General features: G+C 69.4%; 17 protein-coding genes. 6 read left to right on the forward strand and 11 right to left on the reverse strand.

Annotated elements, in window-relative coordinates:
* Positions 1 to 27: 27 nt before the first annotated feature.
* The 5 genes from SACCYDRAFT_RS18125 to SACCYDRAFT_RS18145 all read right to left on the reverse strand — a co-directional run bounded on the left by SACCYDRAFT_RS18125 (position 28) and on the right by SACCYDRAFT_RS18145 (position 4,329).
* Positions 28 to 696, reverse strand: coding sequence for an enoyl-CoA hydratase/isomerase family protein (locus SACCYDRAFT_RS18125; protein ID WP_005458410.1), 669 nt, complete (start codon positions 694 to 696; stop codon positions 28 to 30).
* The gene (locus SACCYDRAFT_RS18130) at positions 644 to 1,612 is read right to left on the reverse strand and encodes a lysophospholipid acyltransferase family protein (protein WP_005458411.1); all 969 of its coding nucleotides are present in this window, start codon (positions 1,610 to 1,612) and stop codon (positions 644 to 646) included. Before SACCYDRAFT_RS18130 ends, SACCYDRAFT_RS18125 begins: the two co-directional genes overlap by 53 nt.
* Positions 1,609 to 2,391, reverse strand: a complete 783-nt coding sequence (locus tag SACCYDRAFT_RS18135; RefSeq protein ID WP_043536626.1) for a GNAT family N-acetyltransferase — start codon at positions 2,389 to 2,391, stop codon at positions 1,609 to 1,611. Before SACCYDRAFT_RS18135 ends, SACCYDRAFT_RS18130 begins: the two co-directional genes overlap by 4 nt.
* Before the next feature lie 157 nt (positions 2,392 to 2,548).
* Positions 2,549 to 3,508, reverse strand: coding sequence for an electron transfer flavoprotein subunit alpha/FixB family protein (locus SACCYDRAFT_RS18140; protein WP_005458413.1), 960 nt, complete (start codon positions 3,506 to 3,508; stop codon positions 2,549 to 2,551).
* A gap of 35 nt (positions 3,509 to 3,543) precedes the next feature.
* Positions 3,544 to 4,329 (reverse strand): electron transfer flavoprotein subunit beta/FixA family protein, encoded by a 786-nt coding sequence (locus tag SACCYDRAFT_RS18145; RefSeq protein ID WP_005458414.1) that lies wholly within the window; start codon positions 4,327 to 4,329, stop codon positions 3,544 to 3,546.
* Between the two features lie 192 nt (positions 4,330 to 4,521).
* Between SACCYDRAFT_RS18145 and SACCYDRAFT_RS18150 the strand changes: the two genes are divergently transcribed.
* Complete coding sequence (locus SACCYDRAFT_RS18150) at positions 4,522 to 5,391, forward strand: DegV family protein (RefSeq protein ID WP_005458415.1); 870 nt, start codon at positions 4,522 to 4,524, stop codon at positions 5,389 to 5,391.
* A gap of 9 nt (positions 5,392 to 5,400) precedes the next feature.
* Here the strand turns inward: SACCYDRAFT_RS18150 and SACCYDRAFT_RS18155 are convergent, their stop codons facing one another.
* A complete protein-coding gene (locus SACCYDRAFT_RS18155; RefSeq protein ID WP_005458416.1) occupies positions 5,401 to 5,898 on the reverse strand; it encodes an SgcJ/EcaC family oxidoreductase in 498 nt (165 codons plus the stop codon).
* 196 nt (positions 5,899 to 6,094) lie between these two features.
* Between SACCYDRAFT_RS18155 and SACCYDRAFT_RS18160 the strand changes: the two genes are divergently transcribed.
* Together SACCYDRAFT_RS18160 and SACCYDRAFT_RS18165 are read left to right on the forward strand one after the other, a co-directional pair.
* The gene (locus SACCYDRAFT_RS18160) at positions 6,095 to 6,871 is read left to right on the forward strand and encodes a class I SAM-dependent methyltransferase (protein ID WP_005458418.1); all 777 of its coding nucleotides are present in this window, start codon (positions 6,095 to 6,097) and stop codon (positions 6,869 to 6,871) included.
* Positions 6,868 to 8,385: a 1,4-alpha-glucan branching protein domain-containing protein gene (locus SACCYDRAFT_RS18165; RefSeq protein ID WP_005458419.1), complete on the forward strand. Its 1,518-nt coding sequence runs from the start codon at positions 6,868 to 6,870 to the stop codon at positions 8,383 to 8,385. Before SACCYDRAFT_RS18160 ends, SACCYDRAFT_RS18165 begins: the two co-directional genes overlap by 4 nt.
* On the opposite strand, the gene SACCYDRAFT_RS18170 is transcribed toward SACCYDRAFT_RS18165, so the two are convergent.
* The gene (locus SACCYDRAFT_RS18170) at positions 8,360 to 10,120 is read right to left on the reverse strand and encodes a glycoside hydrolase family 2 protein (protein ID WP_005458420.1); all 1,761 of its coding nucleotides are present in this window, start codon (positions 10,118 to 10,120) and stop codon (positions 8,360 to 8,362) included. The genes SACCYDRAFT_RS18165 and SACCYDRAFT_RS18170 overlap by 26 nt on opposite strands.
* A 112-nt stretch (positions 10,121 to 10,232) precedes the next feature.
* Here SACCYDRAFT_RS18170 and SACCYDRAFT_RS18175 point away from each other — a divergent pair, with 112 nt between their 5' ends.
* On the forward strand, positions 10,233 to 11,483 hold the full coding sequence (locus SACCYDRAFT_RS18175; RefSeq protein ID WP_005458421.1) for a glycosyltransferase family 4 protein: 1,251 nt from the start codon (positions 10,233 to 10,235) through the stop codon (positions 11,481 to 11,483).
* A gap of 126 nt (positions 11,484 to 11,609) precedes the next feature.
* Here SACCYDRAFT_RS18175 and SACCYDRAFT_RS18180 read toward each other — a convergent pair whose 3' ends face one another.
* Positions 11,610 to 12,068 carry a nuclear transport factor 2 family protein gene (locus SACCYDRAFT_RS18180; protein WP_005458422.1) on the reverse strand — a complete coding sequence of 153 codons (459 nt, stop codon included), beginning with the start codon at positions 12,066 to 12,068 and terminating at the stop codon, positions 11,610 to 11,612.
* 45 nt (positions 12,069 to 12,113) lie between these two features.
* Here SACCYDRAFT_RS18180 and SACCYDRAFT_RS18185 point away from each other — a divergent pair, with 45 nt between their 5' ends.
* A complete protein-coding gene (locus SACCYDRAFT_RS18185) occupies positions 12,114 to 12,680 on the forward strand; it encodes a TetR/AcrR family transcriptional regulator (RefSeq protein WP_005458423.1) in 567 nt (188 codons plus the stop codon).
* Positions 12,681 to 12,764: 84 nt separating this feature from the next.
* Here SACCYDRAFT_RS18185 and aceB read toward each other — a convergent pair whose 3' ends face one another.
* Together aceB and aceA are read right to left on the reverse strand one after the other, a co-directional pair.
* Positions 12,765 to 14,369 (reverse strand): malate synthase A, encoded by a 1,605-nt coding sequence (gene aceB, locus SACCYDRAFT_RS18190; protein ID WP_005458424.1) that lies wholly within the window; start codon positions 14,367 to 14,369, stop codon positions 12,765 to 12,767.
* Positions 14,370 to 14,403: 34 nt separating this feature from the next.
* A complete protein-coding gene (gene aceA / locus SACCYDRAFT_RS18195) occupies positions 14,404 to 15,690 on the reverse strand; it encodes an isocitrate lyase (RefSeq protein ID WP_005458425.1) in 1,287 nt (428 codons plus the stop codon).
* A gap of 217 nt (positions 15,691 to 15,907) precedes the next feature.
* Between aceA and SACCYDRAFT_RS18200 the strand changes: the two genes are divergently transcribed.
* On the forward strand, positions 15,908 to 17,335 hold the full coding sequence (locus SACCYDRAFT_RS18200; RefSeq protein WP_005458426.1) for a short-chain fatty acyl-CoA regulator family protein: 1,428 nt from the start codon (positions 15,908 to 15,910) through the stop codon (positions 17,333 to 17,335).
* 68 nt (positions 17,336 to 17,403) lie between these two features.
* Here the strand turns inward: SACCYDRAFT_RS18200 and SACCYDRAFT_RS18205 are convergent, their stop codons facing one another.
* Positions 17,404 to 18,723 carry a M14 family zinc carboxypeptidase gene (locus SACCYDRAFT_RS18205; protein WP_005458428.1) on the reverse strand — a complete coding sequence of 440 codons (1,320 nt, stop codon included), beginning with the start codon at positions 18,721 to 18,723 and terminating at the stop codon, positions 17,404 to 17,406.
* Positions 18,724 to 18,897 lie beyond the last annotated feature (174 nt).

Raw genomic sequence — 18,897 nt, forward strand, 5'->3', positions numbered from 1 at the left:
AACCGGGCGACTGGCAGGTGGAACCGGTCAGGACCCCGGCGTCGGGGAGCGCAGCGCGGCCACTGCCGAGGCGAACATCGTCGACTTGATGGCGCCGAGCGTGCCCTTGTCCTTGCCCGCCAGTGCGCTGACGCGCTCGCACGCGACGTCCAGCAGCACGTCCTGCTCCGCGACCGCGTCGACGAGTCCTGTGCGCTCCGCCTCGGGACCACCGAACCGGTGCGCCGTGGTCATCGACGCGATCGCCGCGGCTGGCGTCAGCTTGCTCTGGATGAGGGCGGCCATGCCCGGGGTGAACGGGATGTTGATGTCGGCTTCGGGGAAGCAGAAGTAACCCCGGTCGGCGCGCATGACGCGCACGTCGTGCGCCATCGCCAGCATGGCACCCGCGCCGAAGGCGTGGCCGTTGACGGCGGCCACCGTGGGCACCGGCAGGGTGAGCACCCTGGCGAAGAGCTCGTGCACGTCCCGGACGTAGCTCGGGGTCTGGTCGGCGTGGGCGGCGAGCCATTCCAGGTCGAGCCCGTTGGAGTAGAACTTGCCCTGGCCCACCGTCACGAGCGCTGCCGGTCCTTCGTGCTCCGAGACGGTGTCCAGCATCCCGTGGACCGTCGTCAGCCACTCGGGCGAGAACCGGTTCTCGTCAGCTCCGAGTTCGAGCACGAACACGGGGTCGCGGTGGTGCAGCGTGGGCACGGCAGTCCTTCCTTCGACGTCCGGAAACCGACATCCGGAGACCGGAGGAGACACTAACAGAGCGCTTAGTCACCTCGGTGCCGTACGACGCCGCCGGGAACGGTGCCTTCCTGTCGAGCGCGGCGAGTACGGCGGCCTCCGCGAGCCCGGCGGCCTCCCGACGATCGGCCGCACGACCCGGCGCGATCTCAGGACACACGACGACCTCCAGAACGAGTCCACGCAACCGCAGCGTCCGCCGTATCGACTCGACCAGGGACTCAGGGCCGACGAACGCCGGTCGCGTCGTCTCGCGCCCGCTCTCCATCCGGTACCGCAGGGCCACCGGGCGAACGGGCACACCGGCATCGATCGCGGCCTGGAAGAACGCGGGACGGAACCGGCCGGACGCCCGCCCGCACCACGTGGTGCCCTCGGGTGTGACGTTGACGAGTGTTCCCGCCCGCAGCACGTCGGCCACCCGCGCGACGGTGACGGGCAACGTCGACAGGCGCTCGCGATCGAGGAACACGGTGCCGGACCTCGCCACCAACCGGCCCAGGAAAGGCCACGAAGCGATCTCCCGCTTGGCGACGGCTTTCATGGGCCGCACAGCGCCGAGGGCCACGATGTCGAGCCACGAGACGTGGTTGGTGACCACCAACGCGCCTCGCCCCCGCCCGTCGAGGCGTCCGCGCACCACGAGACGAACACCGCAGGCGGTCAACACCGCGCGGAACACGGCACGCACCACACGGTCGCGAGCCCTCCCCCGCAGCAACGCTATGGCCCCGGCGGCCGGAACCGCGGCGGCGAGCACGACCAGCAGCGCCAGCGCGCGGACGAACGACCCCACCGGTGTCACCGTGTCCTCGCCCCGGGTGAGACACGCGGTGCCGCACGGCGACGACGGCTTCCACACCTGCCCGGTGGTCACGACGACTCCCCGAGAAAGAAACGCAGGTAACGGGCATCGAGGCGTTGCATGTCGAGCAGCACGGGAAAGTCGGCGACGTGGAAGTCCACGTCCAGCGCGGGCGGTCCGCACACCTTCGCCCCCAGGCGCAGGTAGCCGCGCAGCAGCGGCGGCACGGTGGGCCGCGGACCGGTGTCCGGGCTCGTGGAGCCGTCTGCGCCGTCCCACGGACGCAACGGCGACACCCGGTACTGCTCCGGCGCGTAGTGCCGCGTCCGGACGGTCTCCCACACGACGGTGGCCCGCGCCCCGCCGTCGTCCAGCGGCACGGACGCGCAGCCGACCAGGTAGCGATGCCCGGACAACGTCATGTACCGCGCGATGCCGGCCCACATCAGCCCGACGACCGCACCGCCGCGGTGGTCGGGGTGCACGCACGAGCGGCCGGTCTCCACCAGCGAGGGCCTCAGTCGGTCGAGCGCGGAGAGGTCGAACTCGAGGTCGGAGTAGAGGTTCCCGGCCTCGGCGGCGCGGGAGGGCGGGAGCATGCGGTAGGTGCCGACGACCTCGCCGGTCTCGTCCTGTCGCACGACGAGGTGGTCGCAGTAGTCGTCGAAGTAGTCGATGTCGAGTCCGGCCTCACTGGTGTGCAGCCGAGCACCCAACTGCTCGGCGAACACCTGGTACCGGAGTCGCTGGGCGGCGCGCACGTCCGCGCCGTCCCTGGCTACGAACAGCGAGTAGCGGCTCGCCGCGGGCTTCGTTCGGTCGGTTCGAGCGAGAAGCTGTGACGGCGTCATGGCTGTCATGGCTGTCGATGCTCACGGCGACATGCGACCGACGGGGATGCCGTCCGTGACGGGTGGCTGCACATTTCGTGAACACGAGCGAAGGCCGCCCCGCCGCACGGTGCGACGAGACGGCCTTCGAGACGAACCTCCGAAGGAACGGGCCCACTCAGCCCTTCCGCTTGGCGACCTCCTCGGTCAGCTGCGGGGCGACGGCGAACAGGTCGCCCACGACACCGAAGTCGGCGATCTCGAAGATCGGGGCCTCGGGGTCCTTGTTGACCGCGACGATGGTCTTGGAGGTCTGCATACCGGCGCGGTGCTGGATGGCACCGGAGATGCCGAGCGCGATGTAGAGCTGCGGCGACACGGTCTTGCCGGTCTGTCCGACCTGGAACTGGGCCGGGTAGTAGCCGGAGTCGACCGCGGCACGGGACGCACCGACGGCGGCACCGAGCGAGTCGGCCAGCTTCTCCACGACGTCGAACTGCTCGGCGGAGCCGACACCGCGACCACCGGACACGACGATCGACGCCTCGGTCAGCTCGGGGCGGTCGCCCGCGACGACCGGCTCGACGCCGGTGATCTTCGCCGACTTGGCCTCGTCGACGGCGGGCAGCGCCACGGTCTCCTCGGCGGCGGCGCCCTCGGCCTGCTCGGCCTCGACGGCACCCGGCCGCAGGGAGATCACGGGCACCCCGCGGGTGGTCTTCGACTTCACGGAGAACGCGCCACCGAAGATCGACTGGTCGACACTGCCGTCGGCGTTCACACCCACGGCGTCGGCGATCCAGCCGGAGTCGAGGCGGACGGCCAGCCGACCGGACACCTCCTTGCCCTCGGAGGTGGCGGCCACGAGCACGGCGGCGGGCGAGGCCTGCTCCACGACGGCCTGCAGCGCGTCCACCTTCGGCGTCACGAGGTAGGACGCGGCGTCGTCGGACTCGGCCACGTACACCTTCGCGGCGCCGTAGGACGCCAGCGACTCCTTCGCCTTCGCGGCGCTGCCGGGCGAACCGACGACCACGGCCGACGGCTCGCCGAGGGCGCGGGCCGCGGTCAGCAGCTCGAAGGTGACCTTCTTGACCTCACCGTCGACGTGGTCGACGAGGACGAGTACTTCGCTCATGAGTTCTTTTCCTTGTCTGTCGTCGTTCGATGAAGTCAGATGATCCTCTGGGCCACGAGGTACTCGGCGACCTTCGTACCGCCGTCACCGGAGTCGGTGACCTTCTGGCCCGCGGTCCTCGGCGGCTTCGGCGCCGCCTCGAGGACGGCGGACCCGGCATTGGCGAGGCCGACCTCGCCCGCGTCGACGCCCAGGTCGGCGACCGTGAGGGTCTCCACCGGCTTCTTCTTCGCGGCCATGATGCCCTTGAACGACGGGTAACGCGGCTCGTTGATCTTCTCGGTCACGCTCACCACGGCGGGCAGGGAGGCTTCGAGGTGCGTGATGCCGTCCTCGGTCTCGCGGTCGACCTTGATGCTGCCGCCCTCGACGGTCACCTGGCGGGCGTGGGTGAGCTGCGGCATGCCGAGCAGTTCGGCGAGCGCCGCGGGCACGGCGCCGCCGCGACCGTCGGACGCCTCGTTGCCCGCGATGACGAGGTCGACGTTCCCGACCTTCCGCACCGCGGCGGCCAGCACCTTGGCGGTGGCGATCAGGTCGGAGCCGTGCAGGGCCTCGTCGGAGACGTGGATCGCCTTGTCGGCGCCCATGGACAGGGCCTTGCGGATCGCGTCGGTGGCGCGGTCGGGGCCGACACAGAGGACGGTCACCTCGCCCTCGCCGGCCTCCTTGATCTTGAGCGCCTCCTCGACGGCGCGCTCGTTGATCTCGTCGATCACCGCGTCGGCGGACTCACGGTCGAGCGTGTGGTCGTTCTCGCTGAGCTTTCGCTCCGAGTAGGTGTCGGGCACCTGCTTGACCAGGACAACGATGTTGGTCATGGGTCTCCTTCGGCGCGCAAGGCGTTACTGGTCGGTAGATTACGGCGCTCTCCTCACGCTACGCCTGCCGAGGTGACAGCCTTCACCCGGAATCGCAGAAAACAGGGACCATCGTCCCAATAGTTCCCCACTCGGGCGATGAACACGCCCCGAAACGACTCTTGCGCCAAAAGTCGCAACGCGCTGCTTCTAATGGGTGGTCGAAGCCGCTACCCTGCCGACGTGCCAGTAGCAGTGATCACAGACTCGACAGCCTGCCTGCCCGAGCAACTGGCCGCTCAGTGGGGGATCTCCGTCGTCCAGCTCCTGATCCAGGCGAACGGACGGATCGACGACGAGTCCCGCTTCGACAGGGCGGAGTTGGTCGAGACGTTGCGCGCGGGGAACGCGGTCACGACGAGCCCTCCGGACCCGGGGGCGTTCTTCTGGAGCTTCCAGGACGCGGTGAGCGCGGGCGCCGACGCGATCGTCAGCCTCCACATCTCACGCCGTCTCTCCGCCACGGCCGACGCGGCCCGGGAGGCCGCACAGCAGGTGCGGGTACCCGTCCACGTGCTCGACAGCGCCACCACCAGCATGAGCCTCGGATTCGCCGCGTTGTCCGCGGCGCGGGCCGCCGCCGCCGGAGCCGGGCCGCAGCGCGTCATGGAGGTGGCCGACCAGCGCTACCGGTCCAGCAGGGAGTTCATGTACGTCGACACGCTGGAGTACCTGCGGCGGGGCGGGCGCATCGGCGCGGCGTCGGCGTTGCTGGGCAGCGCGCTCGCCATCAAACCGCTGCTCACCGTGCGAAACGGCGAGGTCGCCCCACTCACGAAGGTCTCCGGCACGCGCAGAGCCCTTTCCAGGCTGGTCGATCTCGCCGTCACCGAAGCCGGTGACCGGGTCGTCGACGTCGCTGTGGCGTCCGTGACGCCGTCGGACCGGGAACTGACTCTGGTACAGCAGTTGCGCGGCCGCATCCCACGGCTGAACGACATCATGCTGGTCCACGCCAGCACCGTGATCACCGCGCACGTCGGCCCGGGCGCCCTCGGCGTCACCGTGGCGCCCGTTCCCTGACCGCCCCGGTCATCCCTCGGCGAGAACGTCGGGATCGACGACCTTGGTGTTCTGCGCCGCGGCGATGCGCCACTCGCCCTCGTCCTTCGCCAGCACGTACAACGGGGTGCCCGGCACCGCGTCAGGGCGCTCGGTCACCAGCGCGGCCGGGTCCGCGTGCCCGCGGAACACCTCGTCGAGCGGGTGCCCGTCCCGGGTGACCGGACGCTGACGGATCTTGACTGCGGCGACGTCGGGCCGGACGAACAGGATGTGTTCCGCCTCGTAGGTGGCCGTCACCGGCTGTCCGAGTGTCCTGGGCAGCACCGCATGGGTGAAATCGCTGATCTCGTCGAAGCCGGTCAGCCGCTTCCCGTGCGCGGTGGTCCAGACGGTGTCCTTCCGGAAGGCGCGCAGGAACTCGTCCGGCGACGCGTTCTGCTGGGCGTGCTCGACGCCCGCGACCAACGCGACGATGGCGTCCACCTCCTGCTGTGGGACCGGAACTCCTGTGACCTCGGGTTTCATGGTGTCTCCTTCGTGGAGAGGAAATCCTGCCGTGGAAAGTCCTGAGCCTCCTTGCTCCAGTGCGGTGGAGGTCAACACCTTCCTCGCCCAGGTTCGCGTCGCCGTCCGCAGCCCGTCGGCTACCGTGCCAGGGAACGGACGTGAGCGAACGCTCACGCCGTCGACCCAACCGACCGAGCGGCGGGAGTACGTACCTGTGTCAGGGAGCACCGCGGAGAGGGCGATCGCCCTGCATCTCACGGGTGAGCGCACGGTGCCGGGCGTTCCCGAGGAGAACTACTGGTTCCGCAGGCACGAGGCCGCCTACCTGGCGCTCGCACCGTTGTGCCGCGACGCGGTGGTGCTGGAGGCCGGTTGCGGGGAGGGGTACGGCGCGGCGCTGCTGACCGAGCATGCGCGGTCGGTGCTCGCTCTCGACTACGACGAGCCCACCACGACTCACGTGGCGCGGCGGTACCCGAAGCTCGGCGTGGTACGCGGCAACCTCGCGTTCCTGCCCGTGGCCTCCGGGTCGGTCGACGTGGTGGCCAACCTCCAGGTGATCGAGCACCTGTGGGACCAGGCCGGGTTCCTCGCCGAATGCCACCGTGTACTGCGGCCGGGCGGGCGCCTGCTCGTCACCACACCCAACCGGCTGACCTTCACTCCGGACTCCGACACCCCGCTCAACCCCTACCACACCAGGGAACTCTCACCGTCCGAACTGGATGCCCTGTTGCGGGAGGCCGGTTTCACCGTGGAGCGACTCTCCGGCGTCCACCACGGGCCGTCGCTGAGCGAACTGGACCGGCGGTACGGTGGCTCGGTCGTCGACGCGCAGCTCGCCGTCGTCATGGGCAGCCTCCCCGGCCAGGCCACGTGGCCGCGGGACCTGCTCGCCGACGTCGAGGCGATCACCGCCGACGACTTCACGTTGCGCGACGACGACCTCGACGCGAGCCTCGACCTCCTCGCCGTGGCGGTGCGTCGATGACCGAGACCGAAGGTACTTTCTGCCTCGTCCTGCACAGCCACCTGCCGTGGCTGGCCCACCACGGAAACTGGCCCGTCGGTGAGGAATGGCTATACCAGGCGTGGGCGCACTCCTATGTGCCCGTGGTCGACCTGCTGCGCCGTTTCGCCGACGAGGGGCGCCGCGACGTCCTCACCCTCGGCGTCACGCCCGTGCTGGCCGCGCAGCTCGACGACCCCTACACGCTGCGCGCGTTCCACGAGTGGCTCGGCCACTGGACCCTGCGGGCCAACCAGGCGGCGACACTGTGGCGGGGCGACGAGTTGCTGTCCGACCTCGCCGTCGCGGAACACCGCGCCGCCCACCACGTACTGGCCGAGGCCGAGAGCCGGTGGCGACACGGGTTCTCCCCCGTCCTGCGGTCACTCGTGGACTCCGAGGTGATCGAACTCCTCGGTGGACCGGCGACCCACCCGTTCCAGCCCCTGCTCGACCGCCGCGTGCGGGCGTTCGCGCTACGCACCGGACTCGCGGACACGGCACTGCGGCTCGGCAGGCGCCCCGACGGTGTCTGGGCACCCGAATGCGGTTACGCGCCCGGCATGGAACACGACTACGCCGAGGCGGGCGTGCGCCGGTTCCTCGTCGACGGCCCGTCCCTGCGCGGGAACACCGCCGCGGCCCGCACGGTCGGGGACTCCGACGTCGTGTGCTTCGGCCGCGACCTGGAGGTGACCTACCGGGTCTGGTCCCCGAAGGCCGGGTATCCGGGGCACAGCGCCTACCGCGACTTCCACACCTGGGCGCACGAAGTCGGCCTCAAGCCCTCGCGCGTGACCGGAAAGCACATCGCGCCTGCGGACAAGGCGCCCTACGACCCGGCGCTCGCGGCGGACGCGCTGCGCCTGCACGTCAAGGACTTCGTCGAGACCGTGGTGCGCAGGCTGCGGTCGCTGCGCGAGCGGCACGGACGTCCGGCGCTCGTCGTCGCCGCCTACGACACCGAGCTGTTCGGCCACTGGTGGTACGAAGGTCCACAGTGGCTGGAAGCGGTCCTGCGGGCGCTGCCCGAGGCGGGCGTCCGCGTCACGACGTTGCGCGGAGCGCTGGAGGCGGGTCATCTCGGTGGCCCGGTGGACCTGCCCGCCTCCTCGTGGGGATCGGGCAAGGACTGGCGCGTGTGGGACGGTGAGCAGGTCGCCGACCTGGTGCAGGCCAACGCCGCACTCCAACGACGGCTCCTGGCGCTGCCCGCTCCGGGTGCCGCGCGCGACACCGTGGCCGACCAGGCCGTCACCGAAGCGCTGCTGGCGTTGTCGAGCGACTGGGCGTTCATGGTGACCAAGGACTCCGCGGCCGACTACGCGCGCAGACGGGCCCGCGAGCACACCGAACGCTTCGATGCGCTCGCGGAAGCCCTGCGCGCCGGGCGGCCCGACGCCCGAGCCCTCGCCGAGAACTACCGCGCCACGGCGCTGCCCTTCGGGCACCTCGACGCCCGCGACCTGCTCACGTCCGCGATCCCGCCGCGATGACGGCACGGTTGCGTTCGGCCACCACGGGCACGGCCACCTTGACCACCCTGCGGTCGTAGGTGAGCAGACCGTTGACCTCGTTCTCCACGTCGGTGATCTGGGTGTAGACGGCGCCGGAGAGCCGGTCGCGGGCCAGCGCCTCCAACTCGGTGCTCAACTCCACGTACCGCTCGGTGAGCCGGTCGCGGTCGGACACCATCTCGTACGCCATCGGCTCACCGGGCCACAGGTGGCCCTCGACGACCAGCCCGACGCCGCCGAACTCGCCGTCGACGATCGCCCTCGGATCGGTGGCGGCGAGTTCCGGCCGCCCCGGTCCCACGTAGGTGTGGTCGTCGTACACGTCACCCGCCCCCGAGTCGGGGTGCGAGTGACAGCAGTTGACGCCGCTGGCGGCGACGACGAGGCGACCGGGGTCCGTGGCCTTCACCTCCTCGGTGATGCGGGCGGTGTCGTACTCGCCCCAGCCCTCGTTGAACACCACCCACACGACGATCGAGGGAACGTTGCGCAACTGGTGCAGCATCGCCCGCAACTCCGTCTCGAACCGCTCGCGCGCCACGACCACGGGCGGTTGCTGCGGGCCCGGCGGGTTGTCGAGCACCACCGGCAGCGACGGCATGTCCTGCCACACCAGCAGACCCAGCTTGTCGGCCCAGTGGTACCAGCGCATCGGCTCCACCTTGACGTGCTTGCGCACGCTGTTGAACCCGAGCGCCTTGATGCGTTCCAGATCGAACCGCAGTGCCTCGTCGGTGGGGGCGGTGTAGATGCCGTCGGGCCAGTAACCCTGGTCGAGCGGCGCGTTGAGGAACACCGGCCGGTCGTTGAGCAGGACCCGTCGCGGCCCGTCTCCCTCGGTGTCCACGCGCACGGTGCGCAGCGCCGTGTAGCTCGCCACCTCGTCGAGTACGGCACCGTCGTCGCCCACCACCCGCACGGTCACGTCGTAGAGGTGGGGGTGGTCGGGGCTCCACAGCAGCGGGTCGGGCACGTCGAGGCGCAGTCGCTCGCCGGGGTTGCCGCGCGCCGACGCCACCTGCTCCCCTCCGGCTGCGGACACCTCCACGGACACGGCCACCTTCCCGTGCGCGCCCGCGACGTGCGCCACGAGGTCGAAACCGTGCAGGTCGGGCTCCATGTCGAGCTCGGTGACGTGGACGGCCGGGACCGCCTCCAACCACACGGTCTGCCAGATTCCCGAACAACCCGTGTAGAGGATGCCGCCGGGCCGGTTGGCCTGCTTGCCGACCGCGAACGTGCCCCGGTTGCCCTCGTCGTCGGCGCGAACCAGCACCTCCTGCTCGGCGTCGGGTCGCAGCACGTCGGTGATGTCCACGGTGAACGCCGTGTAGCCGCCCTCGTGGCGGGCGAGCGGTTGGTGGTTGACCCAGACGGTGGCGGTCTGGTCCACCGCTCCGAAGTGCAGCAGTACCCGGCCGACGCGCCACTCGGGCGGCACGTCGAAGGTGCGGTGGTACCACATGCGCTCGTCACGACGTCCGATCCGCGACAGCCGTGACTCCGGCGGATACGGCACGAGGATGCGTTCACCGCGGTGCACGGCACCGTTTTCGTCCTGGCCCACGTAGTCCCAGAGACCGTTCAACGTGCGCCAGTTCGGTCTCGTCAGTTGCGGGCGGGGGTGTTCGGGATGGGCGTTGTCGGGGTTCACCTGGTAGGTCCACGGCGTTGACATCGACGACAGCTCTGTCGTCTCCGACATCACTGACATCGCCGACGTCTCCGGCACCGTGGACGTCACTTCTGCGCTCATCGCCTCCGATGCTGGCACAGAAGTGGGACTGGGCGCCGCCGACGAAGCGACCGATGAGTAACCTCGGCCTATGCGCGTGTTGATGCTGTCCTGGGAATACCCGCCCGTGGTGGTCGGGGGGCTCGCCCGGCACGTCCACGCGCTGGCCCGGCATCTCGCGCTCGGCGGGCACGAGGTGGTGGTGCTGTGCAGGCACGCCGCGGGCACCGACGCCGAAACCCATCCCACGACCGACGAGATCGTCGACGGTGTGCGGCTGATCCGGGTCGCGGAGGACCCCGTCCACGTGACGTTCGAACGCGACCTCGTGGCGTGGACGCTGTCGATGGGACACGCGATGATCCGCGCGGGCACGGAGCTGTTGCGCACCTGGCGGCCGGAGGTCGTGCACGCCCACGACTGGCTCGTCACGCAGCCCGCGATCGCCCTGGCCGAAGCGGCTCGCGTGCCGCTGGTGGGCACGATCCACGCCACGGAGGCGGGTAGGCACTCCGGCTGGCTCTCCCACCCCCTCAACCAGCAGATCCACTCCGTCGAGTGGTGGCTCGCCAACCGGGTCGACGCCCTCATCACCTGTTCCGAGGCGATGCGCCGGGAGGTGGCGCGCCTGTTCGAGGTGCCGGACGAGGTGATCACGGTGATCCACAACGGCATCGAGGAGCGGAACTGGTGCGTGACGGGCGACCACGTCGCCCGCGTCCGCGCCGCCCACAGCCCCGACGGGCCCCTCCTGCTGTTCTTCGGGCGCCTGGAGTGGGAGAAGGGCGTACAGGACCTGCTCGACGCGCTGCCCGAGATTCGCCGCAGGCATCCCGGCACCCGGCTCGTGGTGGCGGGTGCGGGCAGGCACCGGGACGAGCTCGTGGCCCAGACCGTGCGGTTGTCGTTGGACGACGCCGTGGAGTTCGTGGGCCACCTTCCCGACACCGACCTGCGCGCGGTGCTGTCGGCGGCCGACGCGGTCGTGCTGCCGAGCCGCTACGAGCCGTTCGGGATCGTCGCGCTCGAAGCCGCCGCGGCCCAGGCCCCGCTGGTGGTCTCCACGGCGGGCGGGCTCGCCGAACTCGTCGTCGACGGCGAGACCGGGCTCGCCTTCGCCCCCGGTGACGTCGACGGGATCGTGCGGGCGGTGGATGCCGTGCTGACCGACGGCGACGCGGCTTCCCGACGTGCGCACGCGGCCGCGTCCCGGCTGGCGACGGACTTCGACTGGTCCCGTATCGCCGCAGAGACCGTCCGCGTCTACCGCCGGACGAAGGCGGCCCCACCGCAGGCGTTCGGCCGTCCCAAGATCGCCACGGGCAACGCGTTCGAGCCGTAGCCGCGCCCGCTCGGGGCTCGGTCCCGGGCCGCACAGTCCGCGACGGCTTTTCCGAGCAGGCCACACCAGAAGCAGGGACGCACCGGTACGGGCGCGTCCCTGCGGCGTTCGGGCGAAGGCGGAACGTCAGAACACCGGCAGCGCCAGGCCTCGTTCGCTCTCCGTGCGCGGCCCGAAGATCCGACGCTCCGAGGCCTCGATCGGGTGGTCGTTGATGCTGGCCTCGCGGCGGCGCATCAGTCCGTCGTCGGTGAACTCCCACAGCTCGTTGCCGTAGCTGCGCCACCACTGCCCATCACGGTCGCGGCTTTCGTACTGGAACCGCACGGCGATGCGGTTTCCCCGGAATCCCCAGAGCTCCTTGCGGAGCGCGTAGTCGAGCTCACGCTCCCATTTCTCCGTGAGGAACGCGATGATCTGCTGCCGGCCGACGACGTGGCGGTCACGGTTGCGCCACACGGAATCCTCGGTGTAGGCGAGCGCGACGCGCTCGGGATCACGCGTGTTCCAGGCGTCCTCGGCGGCCTGGACCTTCTGCACTGCGGTGTGTTCGTCGAATGGTGGGAACGGCGGGCGTGATGTCATGACGCCATCCTAGAGAACGATCGTTCTCCGTGCCAGAGTGGAGCCATGGACGTCGAGGAAGCCACGACCCGCGTGCTGGACGCGGCCGAGGAACAGTTCTACGAGCGCGGCATTCAGGCCGTCGGCATGGACGCGATCCGCTCACGCTCCGGCGTGTCCCTGAAGCGGCTCTACCAGTGCTTCCCGTCCAAGGACCACATCGTGGCCGCCTACCTCCGGCGCAGGGACGACCGCTGGCGCACCCAGCTCGCCGAGTACGTGCGGGAACACGGTGACACCGCCGAGGGAGCGATCCTCGCGGTGTTCGACTGGCTGTCCGAGTGGTTCCGCCGCCCGGAGTTCCGCGGGTGCGCGTTCGTCAACTCGTTCGGCGAACTCGGCGGGGTGTCCCCGGTCGTGGCGGAGACCGCGCGAGCGCACAAGAAAGCCGTCGGCGCCTACCTGCGGCAGCTCGTGGAGCCACTGGATGTGTCCGATCCGGACGGACTCGCCGCCCAGCTCGCCGTACTCGTGGAAGGAGCCACGGTGGTGGCGGCGGTGACGGGCGACCTCGACGCGGCTCGGACGAGCCGTGCCTGCGCCGAGGCGCTTCTCGACGCGGCGGGCCGCTGAACGCGGTCGTGGAGGCCACCGCTTGCGGCGGTGACCTCCACGGACCCTCATCGTGACCTCCGGCCTCGTCCGGCAGCCGGGTGGTCAGCTCGGTGTCGTCAGATACCGGGCGTAGGCCCCTGTCGTGAAGAAGCTCGGCAGCTTCTCCGACAACGCCGTCTCGACGAGGATCTCCCGTGCCTCGGTGAGACGGTTGCCCTCACCGAGTTCGGCGTGCACGCCGGCGAGTTCGGCGTCCAGCCAGTCCATCACCCGCTCCGGTGTGATGGCCGTGCCGTCGGCCAGCTTCGTGCCGTTGCGAACCCACTGCCACACCTGGCAGCGGGCGATCTCCGCCGTGGCCGCGTCCTCCATGAGGCCGAAGATGGCGGCGGCGCCCGTGCCCCTCAACCAGGCGTCGACATAGCGCAGGGCGACGTTGATGTTCGACCGCACGCCCTGCTCCGTGACCTCACCACCCGCGCTCGCCACGTTGAGCAGGTCCTCGGCCGTCACGACGACGTCCTCACGCAGCCTGCCGAGCTGGTTGGGCCAACCGCCCAGCACCTCGTCGAACGCCTCCCTGCAGACCGGCACCAGGCCGGGGTGGGCCACCCACGAACCGTCGAAGCCGTCACCGGCCTCGCGTTCCTTGTCCTGCCGCACCTTCTCCAGCGCCGTGGCGTTGACCTCCGGGTCCCGGCTCGGGATGAACGCCGCCATCCCACCGATCGCGTGAGCACCACGCTTGTGGCACGTGCGCACCAGCAGCTCGGTGTAGGCCCGCATGAACGGCACCGTCATCGTGACCTGCACCCGGTCCGGCAGGACGTAGTCCGCACCGTGTGAGGCGAAGGTCTTGATGATGCTGAAGATGTAGTCCCAGCGACCGGCGTTCAGCCCGGCGGCGTGCTCGCGCAGCTCGTAGAGGATCTCGTCCATCTCGAACGCCGCGGTGATCGTCTCGATCAGCACCGTGGCCCTGATCGTGCCCCTCGGGATGCCGAGTTCGTCCTGCGCGAAGCGGAACACGTCGTTCCACAGGCGAGCCTCGTGGTGGCTCTCCAGCTTCGGCAGGTAGAAGTACGGCCCGCTGCCTCGCGCGAGGAGTTGCCGCGCGTTGTGGAAGAAGTAGAGCCCGAAGTCGACGAGACTGGCCGACACGGGACGACCGTCGATCCGGACGTGCTTCTCCACCAGGTGCCAGCCCCTCGGCCTGGCGACGATCGTGGCCGGCTCTTCGCCGATCACGTACCGCTTGCCCCGGTCGGTGAAGTCGATGTCGCGCCGAATCGCGTCGTACAGGTTGAGCTGGCCCGACACGATGTTGTGCCACGTCGGCGACGTCGCGTCCTCGAAGTCGGCGAGCCACACCTTCGCGCCCGAGTTCAACGCGTTGACCGTCATCTTCTTCTCGGGCGGGCCGGTTATCTCCACCCTGCGGTCCTCGAGGCCGGGGGCGGGCTGGGCCACCTGCCAGGACTCGTCACCGCGAATCCACCGCGTCTCCGGCAAAAAGCCCAGCGTCTCCTCCCCGGAGGCGAGCCGTTCCCTGCGCAGCCGCCGAGCGTCGAGCAGTTCCCTGCGACGACCCGCGAAGGCGTTGTCCAGCTTCGCCACGAACTCCAGCGCCGCCGGAGTGAGGATCTCGTCGTAACGCTCCCGCATCGGGCCGGCGACGCGCAGCCGGCCGTTCATCGTGTCAGCCATGTCTCGTCCCCTTCGAGCTGACGCAGCTCCGGTCTTAGAACTGCGCTTCTTCGGTGGAGCCCGTCAGCGCCGTGGTGGAGCTCTCGGGGTTCAGGGCGGTGCTCACCAGGTCGAACCAGCCGGTGCCGACCTCGCGCTGGTGCTTGGTGGCGGTGTAGCCGCGGTCCTCGGCGGCGAACTCGCGCTCCTGGAGGTCGACGTAGGCGGTCATGCCCTCGTTCGCGTAGCCCTTGGCCAGGTCGAACATCGAGTAGTTGAGCGCGTGGAAGCCGGCCAGCGTGATGAACTGGAACTTGTAGCCCATGTGGCCCAGCTCGCGCTGGAACTTGGCGATGGTGTCGTCGTCCAGGTGCTTCTTCCAGTTGAACGACGGCGAGCAGTTGTACGCCAGCATCTGGTTCGGGTGCTTGTCCTTGATCGCCTCGGCGAACTTACGCGCGACGTCGAGGTCCGGGGTGGACGTCTCCATCCACAGCAGATCGGCGTACTCGGCGTAGGCCAGTCCACGCTCGATGCACGGCTCGATGCCGTTGCTCACCTCGTAGAAGCCCTCGGACGTGCGGTTGCCCGTGAGGAACCTCCGGTCGCGCTCGTCGACGTCGCTGGTGAGCAGCGTCGCGGCCTGGGCGTCGGTGCGGGCGACGATCAGCGACGGGACTCCCAGCACGTCGGAGGCCAGGCGGGCCGCGTTCAGGGTGCGCTCGTGCTGTTTGGTGGGGATGAGCACCTTGCCACCGAGGTGACCGCACTTCTTCTCGGAGGCGAGCTGGTCCTCCCAGTGCACGCCCGCGGCTCCGGCGGCGATCATCCCCTTCATCAGTTCGAAGGCGTTCAGCGGACCACCGAAGCCCGCCTCGGCGTCGGCGACGATCGGCGCGAACCAGTCGATGTCGGTGTTGCCCTCGGCCCAGGTGATCTGGTCGGCACGGGTGAGCGCGTTGTTGATGCGGCGCACCACGGCGGGGACGGAGTTGGCCGGGTAGAGGCTCTGGTCGGGGTAGGTCTGACCGGACAGGTTGGCGTCGGCGGCGACCTGCCAGCCCGACAGGTAGATCGCCTTCAGGCCCGCACGGACCTGCTGGACGGCCTGGTTACCGGTGAGAGCGCCCAGAGCGTGGATGTAGTCCTCGGTGTGAAGGAGGTTCCACAGCTTCTCGGCACCGCGGCGGGCGAGCGTGTGCTCCTCGACGACGCTACCGCGCAGCTTGACCACGTCCGCGGCGGAGTAGGAGCGCTTCACGTCCTTCCAGCGGGGGTTGCTCTGCCACTCCCGCTCCAGGGCGGCCGCTTCCTGCTCCAAGCGGGTCTGCTTCTCCGTCATCGCTTTCACTCCAACTTTGCGAACGTTGCGATCACTCGCCTGTTAACGATGACGATGACATGGCCTGCGCAAACGACACCAGAGTTCCAACTTGCGAAGTTGTGCAAATTTCTCGTAGCATCCTGTGAACGTTGCGAACACCAGCGTTCGCAACGCTTTGGATTCCGGGATCTTGACCGTTTCCGGACAGAAATTCCTTCGCGAAGGATTCGATTCAGTGGAGAAGACTTTCGCCGGCGCCCGGCTGCGCCACCTGAGGGAGAGCCGCTCGATGAGCCAGGCGGACCTGGCCCGGCTGCTCGAGATCTCCCCCAGCTACCTCAACCAGATCGAGCACAACACCCGCCCGCTGACCGTGCCGGTGCTGCTGCGCATCACCGAGGCGTTCGGCGTCGACGCCGAGTTCTTCGCCGACAACGACACCTCCCGGCTCGTGGCCGACGTCAGGGAGGCCCTGCTGGACGAGTCGATCGGCGCCAACGTCTCACCCGGCGAGATGAACGACCTCGCGAAGAACCTGCCCTCGGTGGCCGAGGCGCTGGTCAAGCTCCACCGCAGCTACCGAAACGCCGTCGAGACCACCGCCGCGCTCGTCACCGAGGACGGCCGGGGTGTTCACGGCAGCCCCGCCGCGCCCCTGCCCCACGAGGAGGTGCGCGACTTCTTCTACGAGCGCGAGAACTACGTGGCCGAACTCGACGAACGCGCCGAGAAGATGTACCGCGAACTGGGGCTTCGGCGCGACGAGATCCGCAACGGGTTGCGAGACCGGCTGGCCGAGCACTACGGCGTCACCGTCACCACCGAGGGCCTCAACCTCGCCGCGGGCGAACAGCACCGGTACGAACCGGGCGCCAAGATCCTCCGCATGGCCCCGACCCTGCGCATCGGGCAGCAGGCCTTCCGCATGGCCTCGCAGATCGCGCTGCTGGAGTACGACGACCTCATCACCGAACTCGCCGACTCGTGGGCGTTCTCCGGCGCTCCCGCCCGTTCCCTGGCGCGGGTGGGGCTGGCGAACTACTTCGCGGGCGCGCTCATCCTGCCCTACCGGGACTTCCACGGCGCCGCCGAACGGTTCCGCTACGACATCGAGCTGTTGTGCGAGCACTTCGGTATCGGCTTCGAGACCGTCTGCCACCGGCTGTCGACGCTGCAGCGCCCCAAGCTGCGCGGAATCCCGTTTTCGTTCGTCCGGGTCGACCGCGCGGGCAACATGTCCAAACGGCAGTCGGCGGCCGGGTTCCACTTCTCCCGCGTGGGCGGAGCATGTCCACTGTGGATCATCTACGAGGCGTTCACCCGGCCCGGCAAGGTGCTCACCCAGGTCGCGACGCTGCCCGACGGCAAGAGCTACTTCTGGATCGCTCGCACGATCTCCCGCAACATCGGCGGGTACGGAAGCCCCGGCAAGATGTTCTCGGTGGGGCTCGGCTGCGAACTGCGACACGCACACCGGCTCGTGTACTCGTCGGGACTGAACCTCGACGACAAGACCGCGGCCACGCCCATCGGCATCGGCTGCAAGGTGTGCGAACGCCCGGCGTGCCCGCAGCGGGCCTTTCCCACGATCGGCAAGCAGCTCACGGTGGACGAGAACACCAGCACGTTCGTGCCCTACCCGGCGGTGCCGAAGGCCGATTGACATCGCGACGGGGTGCCGACCTCACCGCTGCCGGGGGAGACCGGCGCCCCGTCCACCTCTCGTTTCGCCTACTGCTGCGAAGCCGCCTTCCGCTCCTGGCTGGCGTCACTGCCGATGCTCGGCCCGCGCGGGGGGATCGCGTCGTAGTCCGCGGGGTCGAGCTTGTCCACCCGACCACTGGCCACCGCGGAAAGCATCCCGTCCAAGCCGATGTAGACAGCACGGGTCAGTACCGCGCGGTACTGCTGGCCGAGCGTCTGCGTCTGCCCTCGCACCTCGAACAGCACCGTGCCGCTTCCGTTCAACGCGAAGCTGCCGAGCCCGGTACCCGGCAGGTTGGTGTCCTGCGGGTAGAGCGTGACGTTGCCGAACAGCGGACGGTTGTTCGCCGCACCCTGCAACGCGTTGTAGACGGCGACGTTGAGACGCTTGGAGTGGTCCAGGTCGTAGTTCGCCGCGTACTGCTCGTACCCAGGCATGGTGGCCGGGTCGTCGACGAACTTGCCCGAGATCGACAGCGTGACGAACTCGTCCGGGTCGTCCGGCATCACGTAGCAAGCACCCTGGTGGTGCAGGTCGACATAGACGTCCACCTCGCCGAACTCGGCCGTAAGCCCGCGGTAGACGTCGCGCACCGTCCGGCTTTCCGGTGTGATGTACCAGCCGGTGTCCTCGGAGGTGCCGGGAAAGTCCTCGGCACGCGGCACGTAGTTCAGATCCGGGTGGTAGTCGCGGTTGGTGTCGAAACCGGGCCGGTCCGAGTAGTCGTCACCCTGCAGGCTGCCGGTGTAGTAGTTCCAGGCGGGCTCGCTACCGCGCAGCTGCGGGAACCGAGCCGTCACCTCCTCCCACGTCATGTCGTTGCCGCGCCGGTCCAGCTCGGCGCCGTCGGGGTTCATCTTCGGAACGGCGACGATGGTCAGTTCCTTGAGCCACCGCTTGGCCTTCGCCGAGTCGCTGGTCGACAGCCAGTCGAGCAGGTCGAGGATGGCGTCGGTGCCGGTCTTCTCGTTACCGTGGATCTCGCTGGTGATCAGCACCGCCTTGGGGCCCGTGCCCACTCGGGCGCTCCAGATCTCGCGACCGCGGTTGCTCATGCCGACCTGCTCGACGTCCACCCGGCCGTCACTGTTCCGTTCGATGCGGTCCAGCTCGACACCGAGTTCCCGGTGGTCGGTGAACTCGTTGATCGGCAGGTCACGCGGCTCTTCGCTGCACTCGGTGACGAACGCGCTGTCGGTTGTCTGAGGACGGTCGAGCTGTGTCGAGTAGGCGGGCAAATCGGAGGGATCGGCCGGGCCGGCGATGGCCGGGGAAGCGGTCGCGATCAACGCGAAGGCCCCGGCCCCGGCCAGCACCGCCCGCGCGGGACGCCTGATTGCTGCCACGAGCGACTCCAGAGAACAGGGATTACCCCCTGCGGGGAGTAATCACAATGTCACGGACAAAAGTTAGTTGTAGCAACGAACGACCTCGCCGTGAAGGGCCGCTAGAGGGATCGATCCGGTCCGGTGGAGGTGGAGACCACGCGTGTCCGCACTTCCCGCGTGTCCGCGGCCTAC

It is taken from the genome of Saccharomonospora cyanea NA-134, assembly GCF_000244975.1.
Classification (GTDB): Bacteria; Actinomycetota; Actinomycetes; order Mycobacteriales; family Pseudonocardiaceae; genus Saccharomonospora; species Saccharomonospora cyanea.